Genomic DNA, 18,842 nt, shown 5'->3' with positions numbered 1-18,842 from the left:
GAAATCCTGTGACGGTAGAGACGACCTATGGCGCCTGCATGGGGACCAGCTGACGGGGCGTTTCGACGTGGCTGAAATGGCTGTGCTCGATGGCGAGCGAAAGGCTGCCGAGCGGCTCGGCCAGCGCATCCAGCAGTACCGCCAGGGCCTGCCTGGCATCGTCGTCGTCATCCAGTCTCGAGAGCCGTTCCAGATCGGCCAGGTGCAGCGCCGACCGCGCCTGGATCAGCAGGCGGGCCTCTTCACTTCGGTAAGGAGTATTGCTGGGCTGCGGCAGGCGTCCGATCTGGCGCTCCAGCCGCTTGAACATGTAGCCCACCGAGCGCGGATTGGCCTCGTCGAACAGCAGCAGGTCGAGAATGGCCGCGGGATGAAGCTCGCTCCGATACCGTCGCCGGTAGGCTGTCGCATTATCGGTCGTGGCCAGGACCACGTCCCACAGCGACTCGCCGGCATGAGCCGAATCGATCAACGCCAGCCGCAACAGGGTCAAGGTCGCCAGAGAGCGCTCGAGGAAACGCCCGATATCCATGAAACGCCAGCCGAAATGGTGAGGCATGGTCTCGTTGCACAGCCCGAAGAAGGCGGCGAGTTGGGTGATCACCGTCTCCACCGATCGACGCCCCTGGTCGATGCCTGCCAGGGGTAGGCGGCCCGACTCCTGCCGCAGTTGATTGAAGACCCGCCAGGCATCGTCGCCGAGATGATCGCGTACCGCGCGGCAGTTGTTGGCCATGCGCGAGACGAGCGTCGGCAGGCTGCCGTCCCGATCCTGCTGGAACAGCGCCAGCAGACGCTCGCGATACGCGGAGAAGCGCTCCTCCGTCATCTCGTCGGGCGAGAGTGCCTCCGGCTCCATCAGGTGCAGGATATCGGCCAGCGTTTCATCCGCGAGCCCTTCCTGGTCCTGCTCGAACAGGCGGTAGAGCGCCTCGCGCAGCAGCCGGGAACGGACATCGAGACGCTCGCCATAACGCCCCACCCAGAACAGGCTATCGGCAACGCGACTGGGAAGGTCGGCACCGTCACGCGTCACCACCAGAGGCTGTCGCGAACGTCGCAACCGGCTGACATGAGGCTGCGGCTCGTAGGCGGTGACCCAGACGTCCTTGACGCACTGGCTGGATCGCATGGCGGTTTCCGGCGAGCCCTGCCAGGCCACGCCTCCGGGCATCACCTCGTAGTCGGTGAAGCGGTGGTCCGCGTCGAAGACCGCCTGGCTGAAGCAGCGAACATTGAATGTCGAAGGCGTCAGGCGGCCGCAGTCGCGACTGAAAAACGGCGCGGTGGCGGCGACCAGCGGCTGCTGGGCCACGTACCGGTCCGGCTGAGCGACGATCGACTGGCGCAGCCGTCCGGCCGCCTCTTCGCTGAGTTCGGCGGGAGAGACCCGATTCCGATCTCCATCGAGGCGCTGGAAGTCCAGCGTCTCGAAGCCCGCCATCGCCCAGGCGAGCCCTTCCGGTTGCCCGCACCAGTGGCGTTCGGGGCTGCCGATCTGCAACGTCTCGCCGAGCAGGCGCTCGCACAGTGACGGCAGGTAGGCGGCGATCAGGGGGTGCTCCAGCGCCCCCACCCCCGGCGGGTTGGCGACCCCGACGCCGCCTGCCCGTATCGCCTCCAGCAGGCCCGGCACGCCGATCAGCGAGTCACCACGCAGTTCCAGCGGATCGACCCAGCCGTCGCCGATATGGCGCAGCAGCACGTCGACGGGCTGGAGGCCACCCAGCGTGCGCATCCAGAGCCGTGAATCCCGCACCACCAGATCCCCGCCCTCCACCAGTGCCAGATTGAGATAGTTGGCCAGATAGGCGTGTTCGAAATAGCTGTCGTGGCCAGGCCCCGGCGCCAGTAGCGCAATGGTGGGATGATCGAGATTGAATCGTGACAGCGACGACAGCGAGTGGTGTTGCGTGGCGAGAAACCCGGCCAGTCGCTTCAGCGGTGCGTTGCGGTAGAGGTCCGGCAGCGCGCGGGCCATGGCGATACGATTTTCGAGGGCGAACCCCATCCCCGAGGGGGACTGGACACGGTCGGCCAGCACCTGCCACTGACCATCGGCGTTCCGGGTCAGGTCCACGCCGTGCAACAGCAATCCCGAGTCATCGTCGCTGAAAAGTTGATCGCATGGCAGCAGAAAGGCGGGGTTGGCATACAGGGCATCGGCCGGCAGGATGCCCTCCGCCAGCATCCGACGGGGGCCGTACATGTCCTTGAGCAGGGCGGCCAGCAGCCGGCTGCGTTGACGCAGGCCCTGCTCGAGGCGTTTCCATTCCCGTGGAGAGATCACCAGAGGCAGCGGATCCAACCACCACTGCCGGCGACTGCCCGTTTCATCATTGGGCAGGTTGTAAGTCACGCCATTCTCGTGCAACAGGTGCTGCACTTCCTCCGCTCGCTGAACCAGCGACTCACGCCCCAGTCGTTCCAACTGGTGGAGCAGCGGCAGCCAGCGCCGACGCACCGAGCCATCGGAAGCGACCAGCGCATCGTGAACATCGCCGGAGGTGTAGGTCTCCAGCCAGGAAGGGCGAAGCGTCTCGGTTACTACCATCGTCTTTTATCTAAGTGTGCGCCGGGACTCCTTCCCAGCGGCCGTTCATCACCGAGCTCCTGCCGGTGTCGTGGGACCGGCCAGATCGCCGCCCCCTCTCTCGACTGTAAAGCGCTGGGCTGCCAGCGCTAGACCGAAAAACGTGTGCCCCAACGAACGGCGCACCGGAACCGAACCTAGCCAATCCCTGTCGTCCGCTCGCGTAGATCCAGGGTATACGGGTAATCGTCACTGATCGATGCGTCCGGCACGTCGTGGGTGCCCTGTCGATGGCCGTGAGGCTGAAACCGCGCCAGGCGACGCGCCTCGGCCTCATTGGCATTGACCGGGAAGGTCTCGAAGTTGCGCCCAGCCGGATGCGAGACATGATAGCGGCAGCCGCCGATCGAGCGCCGGTTCCAGGTGTCGACGATGTCGAACACCAGCGGCGCGTGAACCGGGATCAGCGGGTGGAGCGCCGATGGCGGCTGCCAGGCGCGGTAGCGTACCCCGGCCACGGCCTCGCCATTGCGCTCCGTGGCCCGCAACGGCACGCGATGGCCATTGCAGGTCACCGCGTAGCGATCACCGCTCATCCCGGCTACCTTCACCTGCAGCCGCTCCACCGAGGAGTCCACGTAGCGCGAGGTGCCACCACCGGCGGCCTCCTCGCCAAGCACGTGCCACGGCTCGATCGCCTGACGCAACTCCAGTTCGACGCCCTGATACTGCACGCGCCCGAGGATCGGGCAACGAAATTCCAGGAACGGGGCGAACCACTCCGGTTCGAAGGCCATTCCATCGTTGCCGAGTTCGACCAGTATCTCCTCCAGGTCGCGCCAGAGATAGTGCGGCAACATCCAGCGATCGTGCAGCGCCGTTCCCCACCGGACCAGGTTGCCGTATGCCGGGCGGTCCCAGAAGCGCGCGACCAGCGCACGGATCAGCAGGCCCTGCATCAGGCTCAGGCGAGGGTGCGGCGGCATCTCGAACCCGCGTAACTCGAGCAGCCCCAACCTGCCGGTGTCGCTGTCCGGCGAGTAGAGCTTGTCGATGCAGAATTCGGCACGATGGGTATTGCCGGTGAGGTCGGTCAGCAGATGGCGGAAGAGCCGATCCACCAGCCAGGGCTGCGCGGCCTCCTCCCGACTCAACTGGCCCAGCGCGATCTCGAGCTCGTGAAGCGACTCGTGCCGTGCCTCGTCTACCCGCGGGGCCTGACTGGTCGGGCCGACGAACAATCCCGAAAAGAGGTAGGAGAGCACCGGATGTCGCTGCCAATAGCTGATCAGGCTACCCAGCAGCGCCGGCCGACGCAGGAACGGCGAATCCGCCGGCGTCGCTCCGCCCAGGGTGACGTGATTCCCGCCACCGGTGCCGGTGTGGCGGCCGTCGAGCATGAACTTCTCGGCTCCCAGACGCGTCTGCCTGGCCTCCTCGTAGAGGATCTCGGTCTGGGCGACCAGTGCCGCCCAGCTCGGCGCCGGCATGATATTGACCTCGATCACCCCAGGATCCGGGGTGATCATGAATTGCTTGAGGCGCGCATCGGCGGGCGGCGGATAGCCCTCGACGAACACCGGCATCTCGAGCTCAGCGGCCGTGTGCTCGATCGCCGCGATCAACGCCAGGTAGTGTTCGACCTCTGTCACCGGCGGCACGAAGATGTAGAGCTGACCGTCGCGCGTTTCCAGGCACAGGCTGGTACCGATGACATCGGGCTGGTCGTTGATCGCAGCGGCATCGTTATCCCCGCCAGCGTGGCGGTCACCGCTCAACGCGTTGTAAGGCAGACTTTCGGCGCTATCCAGCGGCGCGTCGGTTCCCGCCTCCGGCCTCGCCACGGCACGCCTCACCGCGTGGTAACGGCGCGTCACGCCGACGTGCGGGTCGGCCATGGCCGCTGGCGGCGCCCACAGCGACCGTGGCTGATCGACACCTCGGAACGCCGACTGGGGTAGTGACGACAGCGGCAACCGCAGCCCCATCGGTGAATCGCCCGGAATCAGGTAGAGGTGATCGCGTCGCAGCGGCCACTCACCGCTCTGCCAGCCACCCAGCCGCGGGGAATAGCGCAGCGGTAGCGCATACCCCGTGACGGTGCCGAGCCCCCTTTCCAATAGCCGGGCCAGCCGGCGGCGCTCTTCGTCGTCGTCGAGATCATGCTCGCGGGGATCCACATCCACCGCCAGCGTCTGCTCGCGCCACAGATAGTAGATGGCATCCTCGTAGCCCGGCAGCAGATGGCCAGCGTCGACCCCCAGATGCGCCGCAAGGGCCTCGCCGAAGCGTAACGCATCCGCGGTGGCGTAACCGGGGTCGGCGGTTTCATCCGCCAGCCAACGATCGTCACGCCATACCGGCACCCCGTCCTCGCGCCAGTAGCAGGCCAGCGCCCAGCGCGGCAACGGCTCGCCCGGATACCACTTGCCCTGGCGATAGTGCAGTAGGCCCCCGGGCGCGAACGCCCGACGCAGACGCTTGAGCAACTGGCCGGAGAGCTTACGCTTGGTCTCCCCCTGAGCCGCGGTGTTCCACTCGTCGGCCTCCATGTCGTCGACGGACACGAACGTCGGCTCGCCCCCCATGGTCAGCCGTACGTCGCCGGCCGCCAGCCGTTGATCCACCTGCGCTCCGAGCCGGTCGATCGATCGCCACTGTTCATCGCTGTAGGGCCGGGTGACGCGGGGATCCTCGTGAATCCGCTCGATGCTCATGGCGAAATCGAACGTTACCTCGCACTCGTCGGAATAGCCGACGATGGGCGAGGCGCTGGTGGGTTCCGGTGTCGCGGCCAGCGGAATGTGGCCCTCGCCTGCCAGCAGTCCGGAGGTCGGGTCGAGCCCGATCCAGCCGGCGCCGGGCACGAAGATCTCGGTCCACGCGTGCAGATCGGTGAAGTCGGTTTCGGTGCCGGAAGGACCATCGATCGACTTGACGTCCGCCGTCAGTTGGATGAGGTAACCGGACACGAAGCGCGCCGCCAGGCCAAGGTGACGTGCGATCTGGACCAGCAGCCAGGCGGAGTCCCGGCAGGACCCGCGGGCTTTCTCCAGGGTCTCTTCCGCGCTCTGGACACCTGGCTCCATTCTCACCAGGTATTGGATGTCCTGCTGCAGGCGCTGGTTGAGCTGCACCAGAAAATCGGCGATGGCGAAGTCACCCTTGGGCGCCCCGGCCAACCACTTCGCCAGCCGCGGTCCGCGCTCGCGAACTTCCAGATAGGGCGCCAGCTCCTTGCGCAGCGCCTCCGGATAATCGAACGGGTAGCGTTCGGCATAGCCCTCGACGAAAAAGTCGAACGGGTTGATCACCGTCATCGGCGCGATCACCTCGACCGATACGTCGAGACGCGTCAGTGGCTCGGGGAACACCACGCGGGCGATGAAGTTGCCGAAAGGGTCCTGCTGCCAGTTGAGGAAGTGAGGCTTGGCCGAGATGTTCAGTGAATAGGCCTCGATCGGCGTGCGGCAGTGCGGCGCCGGCCGCAGTCGAATCAGATGCGCGGAGAGGCCGACCGGGCGATCGAACACGTAAGAGGTACGGTGAGACAACGCAACACGTAAGGTCATGGCGATCTCTTGGTCGAGTGAGGGTCTCGTCGTGGACTTCGTGACACAAGATTGAGCAAATTCAGGCTAACAGGGTAGGCATTTAGCGTGACAGCGACATAGGCCTCTCACTATGCTTGATCGTGCATGCCGTCTCTTTATATACACGGTTTTGCCACAATGGGCGACGCGATAACACTCAACAACTGCGTCCTCGACCCCGCCGACAGGAGTCTTCCCATGGCCAATGTGGATTGGACGCATTATTCGAACCAGCACTTCTACGACGAGCTTCTAAGAACCAACGGCATTCCCCGGGAAGCGGCCAAGCCACTCTGCGACATCCTCGCCAGCTTCACCTCCAAGGAACTCAACGAACGCAAGATCGCCGCGGAAGTGGCCATCCGTACCATGGGTATCACCTTTACCGTCTACTCCGAGGGCAGCACCATCGACCGGGCTTGGCCCTTCGACATCGTGCCTCGCATCATCCCGGCCAAGGAGTGGCGAATCGTCGAGGCCGGGCTAAAGCAGCGCGTCGACGCGCTGAACCTGTTCATCGACGACCTCTACCATGACCAGCAGGTCGTCAAGGATGGGGTGCTGCCCGGGGAGGTCCTGGCCCAGTCGGTCAACTTTCGTCCCCAGTGCATGGGCATCGACCCGCCCCATGGCGTCTGGGCCCATATCTGCGGTTCCGATCTGGTTCGTGACAGCGACGGGACCCTCTACGTCCTCGAGGACAACCTGCGGGTACCCTCCGGCGTCTCCTACATGCTGGAGAATCGCAACGTCACCAAGCGGGTATTGCCCGAGCTGTTCGAGACCGGCCGCATTCTGCCGGTCGACGATTATCCCGCCCAGCTCTACGACATGCTGGCCAGCATGTCGCCGCGTCCCAGCGATGAGCCACAGATCGTGGTACTGACCCCCGGCATCTACAACTCGGCCTATTATGAACACGCCTATCTCGCTCAGCAGATGGGGGTCGAGCTCGTCCAGGGATCCGACCTGATCGTAGACGATGACGATATCGTCCACATGCACACCGTCGATGGGCTCAAGCGTGTCGACGTGATCTATCGGCGCGTCGACGATCTTTTTCTGGATCCGGAGGCTTTCCACCCGGACTCCCTGCTCGGCACGCCGGGACTGATGCGGGCTTGGCGATCCGGGAAGGTGGCGCTGGCCAACGCTCCCGGCGCCGGTGTCGCCGACGACAAGGTGGTCTACGCCTTCGTGCCCAAACTGATCAAGTACTATCTCGACCAGGAACCGACCATCCCCAACGTCCCCAGCTATCTCTGCATGCTCGAGGAGGATCGCCGCTACGTGCTCGATCATCTCGACGAGCTGGTGGTCAAGCCCGCCAACGAATCGGGCGGCTACGGCATGCTGATCGGTCCACGGGCAACCGAACAGGAGCGCCGGGAGTTCGCCAGGAGGATCGAGGCCGATCCGCGCAACTACATGGCGCAGCCCACCCTTGCCCTATCCACCGCACCAACGCTGTTCGACGGTGCTCCGGAACCCCGCCACGTCGATCTGCGACCCTTCATTCTCTCCGGCCCCGAAACGCACGTCACCATGGGCGGACTGACGCGGGTGGCCCTGGTCAAGGACTCGCTGGTCGTCAACTCTTCCCAGGGTGGTGGCAGCAAGGACACCTGGATCGTCGAAACCGAGGGGGAGTAAGAACATGCTGTCACGAGTTGCCGAAAATCTTTACTGGCTGGCGCGCTACGTCGAGCGCGCCGAGGACACGGCCCGACTGATCAGCGTCAACAGCAACCTGCTTCTCGACATGCCCGGCAAGGCGGCGCTGAGCTGGTCGACGCTGATCGACATCACCGGTAGCGGCGAAGTCTTCGACACGCTGTTCGATGAGCGCAACGAGCGCAATGTGGTGGATTTTCTCTGCCTGTCGCGCGAGCACGACAGCTCGATCCTGTCATCGCTGGCCAACGCCCGGGAAAACCTGCGCACCACCCGCGACGTGGTGCCGCGGGAGATCTGGGAGGAGATCAATCACTGCTACCTCGAGATCAGCGAGCAGACGCAGAGCGGCATGAAACCGCGCCAGCGCGATGGGTTTCTGAAAAGCGTGACCCGGGCATGCCAGACGCTGACCGGCTTGATCGAGGGCACCTTGAGCCATACCGAAGCCCGCACCTTCCTCTCGTTGGGGCGTCATCTCGAGCGCGCCGACATGACCACGCGGATCATCGATGTGCGCTCCGGCAACCTGCTCCCCCGCAACCCGGAGGAGCTGATCCCGTTTGAACACCTGCAGTGGATGAGCGTGCTCAAGTCGCTGACGGCCTATCAGATGTACCGCCAGAATGTGAGATTGCGGGTGAGAGGTCCGGACGTGCTGCGCTTCTTGCTGCAGAACCGCGCTCTGCCCCGGTCCGTGCTGCGCAGTCTCGATGAGGTCAGTTGGGAGCTGCAGTCGCTGCCCAACCACGATCGCCCGTTGGCGGTGGCCGCCCTGGTCCGCGCCGAGGTCGCCGAAGCGGACGTCCAGTCGCTGGCGCGCGCACCGGATCAGTTGCACCAGTTGATCGACGAGTTCCAGATTGGTTTCAACAACCTTCACGAAGCGATCGCCGGCGCCTACTTCGCGGTGAGCGAACGGCCGGTCAAGTCGTCGCAAAGCCAGGAGCAGACGACACTGGACCACGACGATGACGATTGACGGAGATCCTCATGGGCGTCGGGGGATGATGTCGGAGGGGCTGCCATCAAGAGAATCGCCAGCCCGGGCCACGACCTGACCCGATGCGCCTCGGCTCGTCGGGTCTGTCGGTTGCGGCCCTGTCCGCTTCTCAGGTAGCCGCCGCCGCGCCTCGCACCACCACTTGATGAACGTAGTGGAGCTTGTCACGAATCGGTGGCGTGATGATCAGCGGCACGATGTCCAGCAGCCCCATCTCGCGATTGAGCTCGTTCAAGGCCAGGCCGATCTGCTGGTAGGCCAGGATCATCTCATCGATACCACCGTCGTGCTCGGCCCGGCGCATGCCAAGGCTGGCGGCCGTATCGAGCACGGCGACGATATCCTGATAGGCGGCGAAGGTCTCGGCGAAATCCTCCCAGGCGTGCATGGTCGCGTAGGCCGACACATGGGATGCCTGCCAGTCCGGCGCAGGGCCCTGCTCGTAGTAGCGCTCCAGCGCCTCGGCATAGGTCGGGGAGTCGTGATCTCCGAAGACGGCCCGGCTCCCCTCCTCGTCCTGCCCCTTGATCAGCAGATCCCAGTAGTAGTGGCCGATCTCGTGACGGAAGTGGCCGATCAGCGTCCGGTGGGACTCGTTCATGTCGACGCGCAGGCGCTCCCGCTCCGCGTCGTCGGTCTCCTTCAGATTGATCGTGATCAACCCCTGAGCATGGCCGGTATAGACCTTCTCGCCACTGCCGGTCGATCGCCAGAGGCCGGCATCCGGCATGGCATCGGCCATGAACGCGAAACTGAGCGGCAATGGCGATCCATCCTGGGGAGCGGGATGCGGCAGGCCGATCAGGTCCAGGGTGTAGAAGAGCCGCCGCTTGGCAGCTTCCAATGCCGCCCAGCGTGCCCGGTGGCCCTCGACCGAAAGATCGGGAATCACCGCGTTGTGTCGACAGCAGTCGCACAGCCCACCGTACGTCGCATGGTCCTCCGCAGTCTGCATCCGGTTGCAGACGCCCTCGCTGGCGAAGTTGAAGCACTTGACCAGGGCCTGGCCACATCCGGGGTTGGCACAGCGGTAGCCGACTTCGCTGTCCGGGATCATCGCCGCGATGGCCTGGCACGACGGGCACCAGCCGACTTCGGCGTCGCAGACGACGCACCGGGTGTTATCGAAGAAGAGCCGGCTCGGCGGGTTGCAGTGATGGCATTCGAAAGTACGCATGACCAATCTCCGTATCAGTGGCGCAGCGAGGCTGGCGGCGGAATGATTCCACACACCAGACCAGAAGATTAGCAAAATGCGGCAGACTCAGGAGTCCATTGCGTCGCGACGATCGAATTCGATTCTGGAGAGGGCCTGATCCAGGGTTTCGACGCGTTCGACCACCGGGGCTTCCCCGGCTTCGATATCGCGCCCGGTACGGGTCTCGATCAGCGCGGCGAGCGAGGCGCCGTCCAGGTCGCCGTCGTAATGGACGCTGTCGACCGAGGCATCGCCGGAACCCGGCAGATAGATCGTGTTGTTGGAAAAGTCCACCGCGTAGGCGATCACGCCAGGGATGATGAACAGCAGCAGCCCCAACCCGTCGGCAATCGCCACGCCAGGATCGATGCGACCCTGGAGCTGCCCCTTGCGCTCGGGATAAAAGAGCGTGCCACAACCGGCAAGCGAGAGGACGAGCCCGGACATGACCGCGCCCACCACGAGACGTCGCAACAGTGAAAGCATCGAAGGATTCCAGTGACAGTTGGTGACGCAAGGTAACCTAATCCATCACCCACTGCCCGTCCAGCCATCGTAACTGACCGAACACCATCGAAAGTGGCGCCCGAGCTCCGGCCGGGCGCCTGAAGAGTAGCGGCCGCCGGCTCAGACCAGCGACGCGCCGTAGCCCCACAGCAGTACGGTGATGGCCAGCAATGCCTCCAGTACCAGTACGCCGATGGCGAGTGCAGCGCTCGAGGCCCGCATCCCCTCGTGCTGATCGATACCCAGGAACGACGGCAGTCCCGCGTAGACGAGGTAGACCGTATAACAGAGCCCGGCGATGCCAGCCAGCAGGCACAGCCATACCAGCGGATAGAGGGCCACCACGCCGCTCAGGAACATGGGGGTCGCCATGTAGCCCGCGAACACGACGCAATGGTTCAGATCCGGGCGCTCGGGGTAGCGACGCGCCAGCCAGTGGATGACGTTCCCCATCAGCCACACGGCCCCGAGGATCAGCGCGTAGAAGATGATGGCCAGCAGCACCGCCGTCGATGGCGACACGCTCACCGTCTTCGCCATCCCGGTCTCTGTGGTGCCGAAGTGCCAACCCACCATGGTCGTGCCGATGAAGGCGCAGACCACCGGGATCGCGGCCATCAGCAGCACGTGGGATCCATAGAAGTGCGACACGGTCTCGTTCTCGCCACGAATCTGTTGCCATTCGCGATTGGGATGCGTGAGCAGCCCCCAGACGTGATGAATCATGAAACACCTCCTTCCGACGCGGGCCGCCAACGACGGATTTTCAATGGTGTCCTGTTCCGCTCGCCTCTCCGACGATGCCGGATGCGACCCTGTCTCTCACTATAGGAAAGATCGTCAGGCTGAACAGCCGAATCTTCAACGAAATGCAGGTCAGCGAGACGGTGCGACAGGAGTGCGGCTCCGGCGGGGAGGTTTTTGCCGAGTGCCCTTTCCTGCCTGCGGCTCCCCTCTCTATACTGGCCGCCCGATGATTGACTGCAGATCTCGCCATATCGAGCATATGCCGCGTTCCGCTTGACGCTGATGAATACAGGAAAGAACACCCCATGCGTGCCAGCCAACTACAGATCTCGACCCTCAAGGAAACACCGGCGGACGCGGAGATCGTCAGCCACCAACTGATGTTGCGAGCCGGCATGATCCGGCGCCTGACGGCAGGGCTCTACACCTGGCTGCCAGTCGGTGTGAGGACGTTGCGCAAGGTCGAGCGCATCGTTCGCGAGGAGATGGATCGGGCCGGTGCGCAGGAGGTGCTGATGCCGGCGGTACAGCCCGCGGAGCTATGGCAGGAGTCCGGCCGCTGGGACGAATATGGCCCCGAGCTGCTGCGCCTCAAGGATCGCCATCAGCGCGACTACTGCGTGGGCCCGACCCATGAAGAGGTGATCACCGATCTGGTGCGGCGCGAGATCGGCAGCTACAAGCAGCTGCCGACCAACTTCTACCAGATCCAGACCAAGTTTCGCGACGAGATCCGCCCGCGCTTCGGCGTCATGCGCTCCCGCGAGTTCATCATGAAGGATGCCTACTCGTTCGATACCGACGAAGCCGGGCTCAAGGCTTCCTATCAGCGCATGTACGACGCCTATGTCCGGATCTTCACCCGCCTGGGCCTCGATTTCCGTCCGGTGCTGGCCGACAACGGCTCCATCGGCGGTACCGGCTCGCACGAATTCCACGTGCTGGCCGACTCCGGCGAGGATGCCGTGGTCTTTTCCACCGGCTCGGACTACGCCGCCAATATCGAAAAGGCCGAAGCGCTGCCGCCTGCGGGCGCCGAGCGCGCTGCCCCGCAGGAGAGCATGCGCCAGGTGCCCACGCCCGGCGTTCGCACGATCGCGGCACTGGTCGAAGGCTTCGATCTTCCGATAGAGAAGACCGTAAAGACGTTGATCGTGCACGCCGCCGATGGCGGCTTGATCGCGCTGATGGTACGTGGCGATCATCAGCTCAATGAGATCAAGGCCGAGAATCTCGACCTCGTCGCGGCGCCGCTGACCATGGCCAGCGAGGAGGAGATTCGGGCCGCCGTCGGCGCAGGCCCCGGCTCCCTGGGGCCGGTCGATTTACCGCTGCGGCTGATCGTCGACCACAGCGTCGCCCTGATGAGCGATTTCGGTGCGGGTGCCAACGTCGACGATCACCACCTGTTCGGAATCAATTGGGAGCGGGACCTGCCGCTGCCGGACGTCGCCGATCTGCGCAATGTGGTCGAAGGCGACCCATCGCCGGATGGCAAGGGCACGCTGTCGATCACCCGGGGCATCGAGGTCGGCCACGTGTTCCAGCTCGGTCAGAAGTACTCGCGGGCCATGAACGCCACCGTTCTCGATGACAGCGGTCAACCGGCGACCGTGTGGATGGGCTGCTACGGCATTGGCATCACCCGCGTGGTGGCGGCGGCCATCGAACAGAATCACGACGCCGGCGGCATCATCTGGCCCGACGCCATCGCGCCCTTCCAGCTGGCGATCGTGCCGATGAACGCCCACAAGTCGGACCGGGTTCGCGACACCGCCGACAGGCTCTATCAGGAACTGACCGCTGCCGGCATCGACGTGCTGCTGGATGATCGCGACCTGCGCCCCGGGGTAAAGTTCGCCGATCAGGAGTTGATGGGCATCCCGCACCGCCTGGTGGTCGGCGATCGCGGACTCGACAAGGGCGAGCTGGAGTACAAGGGGCGTCGCGACAGCGATGTCACCATGGTGGCGCTGGACGACCTCCGCCACTTCCTCGACGCCAGGTTCGCCTGAGCAGGCGCCAGCTCGTGACACGGTCGCTTCTCGTGCTGGCGGCGACGACCTGGCTCGTCGCCGCCAGCGCGCACGCCGGGGAGCAGGCCGCGAGCGGAGTCGACGAGCCGCCTTCCCGGGCGCTGCTCGATGCCCTGTCACGGGTCATGGCGGCGCCGGACGGGTTCGAGGATCTCTTCGACGCCCAGGTATGGCTACTGGACATGCAGTCGCGGCTGGCCAGACGACAGCCCAAGGCTTACCCCTCTCGGCCTCGGCGGCTGGCACTGCTCGAACGTATCCATACCGAAGCCCGGCGTGCCGGTCTGCCGCCCGAGCTGGTCCTGGCGCTGATCGACGTGGAGAGCCGCTTCCAGCCCGCGGCAGTTTCGTCGGCCGGGGCGCTGGGCTTGATGCAGGTGATGCCGTTCTGGAAAGCGGAGATCGGCCGTCAGCAGGATGACCTCCACGACATCGATACCAACCTTCGCTACGGCTGCACCATTCTCGCGCACTATCTCCAGCGCGAGCAGGGAGACTGGACCCGTGCCCTGGCTCGCTACAACGGCAGCCTGGGCCGCACGATCTACCCGGAGCAGGTGATGCAGGCCTGGTTCACCCGATGGTGGGTCGATCACTGACCTCACCTCCGGTTCCGCTAGCGTTTACGATCTTCGACCGCCGTGTGTGACGTCCCCGGCGGGAGCGGATGGCCCTTGGCCAGCTCGGCCCGCGTTGCCTCGCGCACTGCCAGGATCTCGATGTCGTAGGTCAGCGTCTCCCCCGCCAGCGGATGGTTGGCGTCAACGGTGACCCGAGCATCGTCGGTCGCAACCACCGTGACAGTGCGCGGCCCGTCCGGCCCCTGAGCCTGGAACCGCTGGCCGGCCTTTAACTGTTGATCCTGCGGGAAAGCCGAGCGCGAGCTCACGCCGACCAGCGCTTCGTCGCGCTCGCCATAGGTTTCGTCGGGCGCCAGCGTGACGCTCAGCCGCTCGCCGGAACGCCTTGCGGCCAGCGCGCTCTCCAGGGCCGGGAACAGATTGCCGTGGCCGTGAAGATATTCGAGTGGTTGTTGACGCGCCCTAGAATCGTCCAGGGTGCGACCTCGCTCGTCCGCGAGGACGTAGTGCAGGGTCGCAACATGGGACGTGTCGATGGCGAGCTGACTCATGATGACTCCGGAGTTGGAGGTGGAATTTGTGACGATGGATCGACGGCCGGCGCCGGACCCGAGAAATATCTGCGCGCTCACCCGCACGGCGTTGCCCATTGGCGGGAGGGCAAGCACGATCCGTTTTCGCCGCTCTTGCGCTTCGTCCTGCTGCCGCTCGTCGATGCCTAGGAGCATGCTCAGGAGGAGTGCTTGCGCAACGCCTTCACGGGTACCTCGAGACGCTGGGTCTGCTGCAACAGGTTGAGCAGCACGATGGCCCGCTCCTCGCCCTTCTGCGCTTCGAAAACGGCCTGAAGCGCGCGAAAAGGCCCGTCGGTGATCTCGACGATATCGCCCTGGCGATAGTAGACATTGGCGCGGTCACGACGGCTGTCGGCGCTGATGCGGTCACGGAGCGTCTCGACCAGTGCATCCTGGACGAATACCGGTTCGTTACCGAAACTGACCAGCCGCAGCACACCGCGGGTGGAACGGATCGGCCGCCAGTTGCTGGCCATTCGATCGAGACGAATGAACAAGTAGTGCGGGAACAGCGGCTCGGCCACCCAGGCCAGCTTGCCACGGCGGCGCTTCTGGACCTCGAGCACCGGGTGGAACACCTCGTAGCCCTGGTTGTCGAGATGTTCGCTGGCACGAAACGATTCGCCACCCTTGCATTGGATCACGTACCAGCGGGGTAGCGACTCGCCGTCCTGCGTCGGCTCACCGGTCATCGCACTATCCTTCCTGATCACAGCCACTAAAGAGACAATCCCTGTCGTCTGGCCCGCTGTCGGGGCAATATCACCTGCTGTCGCGGGATAGCCAGCGCGCCATTCGGACCAGACGCGACAAGCCATCTAGCGTACCATTTTCGATCCGACTCGTCCGCCCGCGGCGGGTCGACCCGGTTTCTTGGAAACACTGAACAAATCGGCGAGCAGGATGAAGCGGGCGGCATTCCGTCGCAAGGCGCACGGAGCGTAGCCACCGTAGCCTAGGGGTTATAGGTGAGGATGCGACCGGGCTGGCGCTCCAGCATCGCGCAACGCGGCGATTCACCTGCGCAGACATTTGGGCAGCGTTTCCTTTGGAGGTTGCATGCAACACGAGCCACGTGACTGGCTGACATCCTTGCGCGTCTATCTGCGGGCCCCGGTCGTGACCTTGCTGTTTCTGGGGTTTTCCGCCGGTCTACCCTACCTGCTGGTGTTCTCGACGCTCACCGCCTGGCTCGAGGACAGCGGCGTCGAAGTGGCCGCCATCGGCTTTTTCAGTTGGGTGGGACTGCTCTACTCGATCAAGTTGTTCTGGGCGCCGATCGTCGACCGCGTCAGGCTGCCGCTGATCGGGCGCTGGCTGGGCCAGCGCCGCAGCTGGATGCTGCTGGGCCAGTGCCTGATCGGCGGTGGCCTGCTCGGCCTCTCCGGGTTGGACCCCGTCGGTCACCTGCCACTGGTGGCGGCATTCGCCCTGGTCACCGCCTTCGGCGCCGCGACCCAGGATATCGTCATCGATGCCTATCGTATCGAGTCCGGCGAGGCGGCCATCCAGGCGGCCATGGCATCGACCTACATCATCGGCTATCGCATCGGTATCGTGATGGCCGGCGCGGGTGCGCTCTATATCGCCGATGCCGCTTCCTGGGCGGTGGCCTACCTGAGCATGGCCGCGCTGGTGGCGGTGGGCATGATAACCGTGCTGGTTCGGCCGGAGCCGCCTCGTCCGCAGAGTCTCTCGGTGGTGCTGTTCCATCCGCGGGTGAAGCGTTTCCTGCACCAGCGTCGCCAGCGGCCCGGTTGGCAACGTCAGGCCGGTGTCTGGCTGATCGCCGCGGTGGTCTGCCCGATCAGCGACTTTTTCCAGCGCTACGGCCGGCTGGCGCTGTGGCTTCTGCTCTTCATCGGCATCTACCGGATCAGCGACATCTCGATGGCGGCGATGGCCAATCCGCTCTACCTGAGCCTGGGCTTCACCAAGAGCGACATCGCCAGTGTCACCAAGGTCTTCGGCGTGCTGATGACCATCGGCGGTGGGATACTGGGCGGCCTGCTGGTGGTCCGCTATGGACTTGGTCGGATGCTGATCGTGGGGGCGCTCGCCGTGGCGCTGACCAATCTGCTGTTCGCCTTGCTCGCCACCGGCGGCAACAGCCTGCCGCTGCTGGTCGTCGCCATTACCGGCGACAACCTGGCCAATGGACTCGCCAGCACGGTCTTCATCGCCTTCCTGTCGAGCCTGACCTCGCGCACCTATACCGCAACCCAGTACGCGCTGTTCTCGTCGTTGATGACCCTGCCCGGCAAGTTCATCGGTGGTTTCTCCGGCCTGGTGGTGGCCGACCTCGGCTACGCCAGCTTCTTCGGCATCGTCTGCCTGCTGGGTCTGCCGGCCGTGGCCCTCGCCTGGTGGCTCAGTCGCCGCCTGCCGACACTCGATGGCGAAGAGATCGAGAACGGCAGGACGGCTGGGGATCCGGCACCGGCGTTTCAGGAGAGAGAGGCGCGCCCGCCGATGGGTACCGACGGGCGCCAAGGCGAGCAGCCGGGCCGCTGAGCGGCCCGCCGAAAGCCGTCAGCCGAGGGAGGTTCTTTGCCGCGAGAGCCACTCCAGCGCACCATCGGATGCCACCCACTGGTCGCGCATCAGTTGGCGATACTGCCAAGCCTCCGCCCGCGTCCCCGGCTCCGGCATGTCCTCGCCGAGCCGCGCAGGGCGAGGCCTGTCCTCGCACAGGATGGTGAGGATATAGGGATTGGAAGCGTAGACATCCCGCAGCACGGCAAGCGCATCGTCGTGCCGGGTCAGGCGATAGAGCGCCAGCACCCTGCCCATCTGCACCCCCAGCATCTCGGCGCCTTCCGGCCCCTGCTCGCTCACCGCCAGCGCCTGCTCGTCACGCCCCTCGCGCAGCAGTTGGTCGATCACCAGCTCGCGCAGGCCCAGGCTGTCCTCCTCGTCCAGTGCCAGCAGCCGCTGGGCGAGTCGGCGCGCCTCCTGGCCGGCGCCTCGCTCCATGCCGATGACCAGCGCCAGGCCGGTCCGCAGCAGCGTGGCATTGTCCGCGTCGTGCCAGGAGAAGGTTCCACCGGCGTCCTCGAGCTGGCTCAGCCAGAAACCGTAACGCTCGGCCAGCGGCGTGAAGAAGGTGTCGACCATCCACGGCAGGCTACCGAAGCGACTGGCCAGCGCCAGCGTCAGCGCCTGCATCACGCGGGGCGCGTCGAGCCATTCCGGATTCGAGCACAGCGCCTGCAGCCACTGGGGTGCGGTCACCCAGGGATCGCCCAGAAATCCGAGCGCTGCATCCTCGTCGATCTCGACCTCGCAGGCCTCGGCCCAGCCCCGGTAGAGCGACTCCTCGCGGGCGCTGGGCTCGTACAGCAGCGCACCGTCATCGGCATGGCTCAAGGCGAGGCGTGGCGGCCGCTGCTGGGTGTGCAGCAACGCCTGCAGTGCCGTCAGTGGACCGGATAACGCCTCTTCGGAATGAATCACCTGCTCCGCCAGCGCCGCCTGAGGATCGTCGGCCAGTTCGGCAATGAATTCGAGCTGATCCGGGTCCAGGTGATGCTGGCGCGACAGCCGCCGCCACCAGAAGGCCGCCCGCTGCCGCGCCTTGCCGACATTCCCCTCGTGCAGCAGCACCATGGCTTCGATATAGGCCAGGGACGGCGAGTCCGGCAGGGTTCGTTGTGCACTCTGGAACGCCTCCCGGGCGCTGGCGAGATCCCCGCTATCCAGGTGCATCAGGCAGAGCCGCTCCAGCGCCGCGCCGCGCAGGAAGTCGGGGCCCTCCGCCATCACCCGCTCCAGCAGGGCACCCCGCTTGCGATGAAAGCCACGCTCCTGATAGAGGTCGACCAGGATCTCGAACGCCGGCTCGATCTGCTCCTTCAGCGCCTCCCAGTCCCGGTTGCCGGCGAACAGCGACTCCAGGATCTGCTGTGCCCGGCCGTTGTTGCCGCTCTCCGCCGACACGATGCCAGCCTCCAGCAGGGCCTGGGCCGGCGCCTTGCGGCTGTCCAGGGCCGCCTTCAGCGTCTCGCCCCGCCACTCGCGAAGCGACAGCATCCACATGAGATGCCCAGGTATCACGCTGGGCATCTCGACGCGGGCGCAACAGTCGCGGTAGAGCCGGCCCGAATCGCACCAGCACGGCTCGTCGCGCTGGGGCTCGGCCAGCGGTTCGGTATCGAAGTCGCGCCGCTTGAGCGGCGTCTGGTTCCAGATCAAGGGGGCAAGCGCCTGAGCCAGGTCGAGGCTGCCGCCGCAGTGTTCGACCCCCTCACTGCGGGCCCATGCCATCATCGTCGGGTAGTGTTCATTGGCGCGAATCGCCTCGAGGGCACCGCTGGCAAAGCCCAGCAGTTGTTCGACCCAAGCTGTCAGCATGGCATTCCTCCATTTTCTGGCTCCATCCTAGCACGCCGGGCA

At 65.1% G+C, this 18,842-nt stretch carries 13 protein-coding genes; 5 read left to right on the top strand and 8 right to left on the bottom strand.

Annotated features, from left to right (window positions below; genetic code table 11):
* Positions 1–25: 25 nt before the first annotated feature.
* Both AAGT95_RS15625 and AAGT95_RS15620 read right to left on the bottom strand, forming a co-directional pair.
* Positions 26–2,554, bottom strand: a complete 2,529-nt coding sequence (locus AAGT95_RS15625) for a circularly permuted type 2 ATP-grasp protein (RefSeq protein WP_342594414.1) — start codon at positions 2,552–2,554, stop codon at positions 26–28.
* Between the two features lie 176 nt (positions 2,555–2,730).
* Complete coding sequence (locus AAGT95_RS15620; protein WP_342594413.1) at positions 2,731–6,105, bottom strand: transglutaminase family protein; 3,375 nt, start codon at positions 6,103–6,105, stop codon at positions 2,731–2,733.
* 219 nt (positions 6,106–6,324) lie between these two features.
* On the opposite strand from AAGT95_RS15620, the gene AAGT95_RS15615 reads away from it, so the two are divergent.
* Together AAGT95_RS15615 and AAGT95_RS15610 are read left to right on the top strand one after the other, a co-directional pair.
* On the top strand, positions 6,325–7,779 hold the full coding sequence (locus AAGT95_RS15615) for a circularly permuted type 2 ATP-grasp protein (RefSeq protein ID WP_342594412.1): 1,455 nt from the start codon (positions 6,325–6,327) through the stop codon (positions 7,777–7,779).
* A 4-nt stretch (positions 7,780–7,783) separates the two neighbouring features.
* Positions 7,784–8,782, top strand: coding sequence for an alpha-E domain-containing protein (locus AAGT95_RS15610; RefSeq protein ID WP_110600004.1), 999 nt, complete (start codon positions 7,784–7,786; stop codon positions 8,780–8,782).
* 130 nt (positions 8,783–8,912) lie between these two features.
* Here AAGT95_RS15610 and AAGT95_RS15605 read toward each other — a convergent pair whose 3' ends face one another.
* From AAGT95_RS15605 to AAGT95_RS15595, 3 genes are all read right to left on the bottom strand, one after another.
* Positions 8,913–9,980: a zinc-binding metallopeptidase family protein gene (locus AAGT95_RS15605; RefSeq protein WP_110600006.1), complete on the bottom strand. Its 1,068-nt coding sequence runs from the start codon at positions 9,978–9,980 to the stop codon at positions 8,913–8,915.
* A gap of 87 nt (positions 9,981–10,067) precedes the next feature.
* Entirely contained in the window at positions 10,068–10,487 is a 420-nt protein-coding gene (locus AAGT95_RS15600; protein ID WP_110600009.1) for a hypothetical protein, read from the bottom strand.
* Positions 10,488–10,628: 141 nt separating this feature from the next.
* The gene (locus AAGT95_RS15595) at positions 10,629–11,234 is read right to left on the bottom strand and encodes a Yip1 family protein (protein ID WP_110600011.1); all 606 of its coding nucleotides are present in this window, start codon (positions 11,232–11,234) and stop codon (positions 10,629–10,631) included.
* A 326-nt stretch (positions 11,235–11,560) separates the two neighbouring features.
* On the opposite strand from AAGT95_RS15595, the gene AAGT95_RS15590 reads away from it, so the two are divergent.
* Together AAGT95_RS15590 and AAGT95_RS15585 are read left to right on the top strand one after the other, a co-directional pair.
* A complete protein-coding gene (locus AAGT95_RS15590; protein WP_110600013.1) occupies positions 11,561–13,270 on the top strand; it encodes a proline--tRNA ligase in 1,710 nt (569 codons plus the stop codon).
* 14 nt (positions 13,271–13,284) lie between these two features.
* Positions 13,285–13,890 carry a lytic transglycosylase domain-containing protein gene (locus tag AAGT95_RS15585; protein WP_342588717.1) on the top strand — a complete coding sequence of 202 codons (606 nt, stop codon included), beginning with the start codon at positions 13,285–13,287 and terminating at the stop codon, positions 13,888–13,890.
* Positions 13,891–13,907: 17 nt separating this feature from the next.
* On the opposite strand, the gene AAGT95_RS15580 is transcribed toward AAGT95_RS15585, so the two are convergent.
* Both AAGT95_RS15580 and rfaH read right to left on the bottom strand, forming a co-directional pair.
* Positions 13,908–14,423, bottom strand: a complete 516-nt coding sequence (locus AAGT95_RS15580; RefSeq protein WP_110600474.1) for an FKBP-type peptidyl-prolyl cis-trans isomerase — start codon at positions 14,421–14,423, stop codon at positions 13,908–13,910.
* Between the two features lie 179 nt (positions 14,424–14,602).
* Positions 14,603–15,139, bottom strand: coding sequence for a transcription/translation regulatory transformer protein RfaH (rfaH, locus tag AAGT95_RS15575; protein ID WP_110600015.1), 537 nt, complete (start codon positions 15,137–15,139; stop codon positions 14,603–14,605).
* Positions 15,140–15,506: 367 nt separating this feature from the next.
* Here rfaH and AAGT95_RS15570 point away from each other — a divergent pair, with 367 nt between their 5' ends.
* Complete coding sequence (locus tag AAGT95_RS15570; RefSeq protein WP_110600017.1) at positions 15,507–16,961, top strand: AmpG family muropeptide MFS transporter; 1,455 nt, start codon at positions 15,507–15,509, stop codon at positions 16,959–16,961.
* Between the two features lie 18 nt (positions 16,962–16,979).
* Here AAGT95_RS15570 and AAGT95_RS15565 read toward each other — a convergent pair whose 3' ends face one another.
* Entirely contained in the window at positions 16,980–18,800 is a 1,821-nt protein-coding gene (locus tag AAGT95_RS15565) for an SEC-C domain-containing protein (protein WP_110600019.1), read from the bottom strand.
* Between the last annotated feature and the right edge of the window lie 42 nt (positions 18,801–18,842).

It is taken from the genome of Salinicola lusitanus (assembly GCF_038648475.1).
Lineage (GTDB): Bacteria > Pseudomonadota > Gammaproteobacteria > Pseudomonadales > Halomonadaceae > Salinicola > Salinicola lusitanus.
This window is presented reverse-complemented; position numbering and strand designations above follow the sequence as displayed.

Excerpts from the sequence above, each read along its gene's own strand:
- AAGT95_RS15625 (WP_342594414.1), bottom strand. The coding sequence starts at position 2,554 with ATGGTAGTAACCGAGACGCTTCGCCCTTCCTGGCTGGAGACCTACACC.
- AAGT95_RS15620 (WP_342594413.1), bottom strand. The coding sequence starts at position 6,105 with ATGACCTTACGTGTTGCGTTGTCTCACCGTACCTCTTACGTGTTCGAT.
- AAGT95_RS15615 (WP_342594412.1), top strand. The coding sequence starts at position 6,325 with ATGGCCAATGTGGATTGGACGCATTATTCGAACCAGCACTTCTACGAC.
- AAGT95_RS15610 (WP_110600004.1), top strand. The coding sequence starts at position 7,784 with ATGCTGTCACGAGTTGCCGAAAATCTTTACTGGCTGGCGCGCTACGTC.
- AAGT95_RS15605 (WP_110600006.1), bottom strand. The coding sequence starts at position 9,980 with ATGCGTACTTTCGAATGCCATCACTGCAACCCGCCGAGCCGGCTCTTC.
- AAGT95_RS15600 (WP_110600009.1), bottom strand. The coding sequence starts at position 10,487 with ATGCTTTCACTGTTGCGACGTCTCGTGGTGGGCGCGGTCATGTCCGGG.
- AAGT95_RS15595 (WP_110600011.1), bottom strand. The coding sequence starts at position 11,234 with ATGATTCATCACGTCTGGGGGCTGCTCACGCATCCCAATCGCGAATGG.
- AAGT95_RS15590 (WP_110600013.1), top strand. The coding sequence starts at position 11,561 with ATGCGTGCCAGCCAACTACAGATCTCGACCCTCAAGGAAACACCGGCG.
- AAGT95_RS15580 (WP_110600474.1), bottom strand. The coding sequence starts at position 14,423 with ATGAGTCAGCTCGCCATCGACACGTCCCATGTTGCGACCCTGCACTAC.
- rfaH (WP_110600015.1), bottom strand. The coding sequence starts at position 15,139 with ATGACCGGTGAGCCGACGCAGGACGGCGAGTCGCTACCCCGCTGGTAC.
- AAGT95_RS15570 (WP_110600017.1), top strand. The coding sequence starts at position 15,507 with ATGCAACACGAGCCACGTGACTGGCTGACATCCTTGCGCGTCTATCTG.
- AAGT95_RS15565 (WP_110600019.1), bottom strand. The coding sequence starts at position 18,800 with ATGCTGACAGCTTGGGTCGAACAACTGCTGGGCTTTGCCAGCGGTGCC.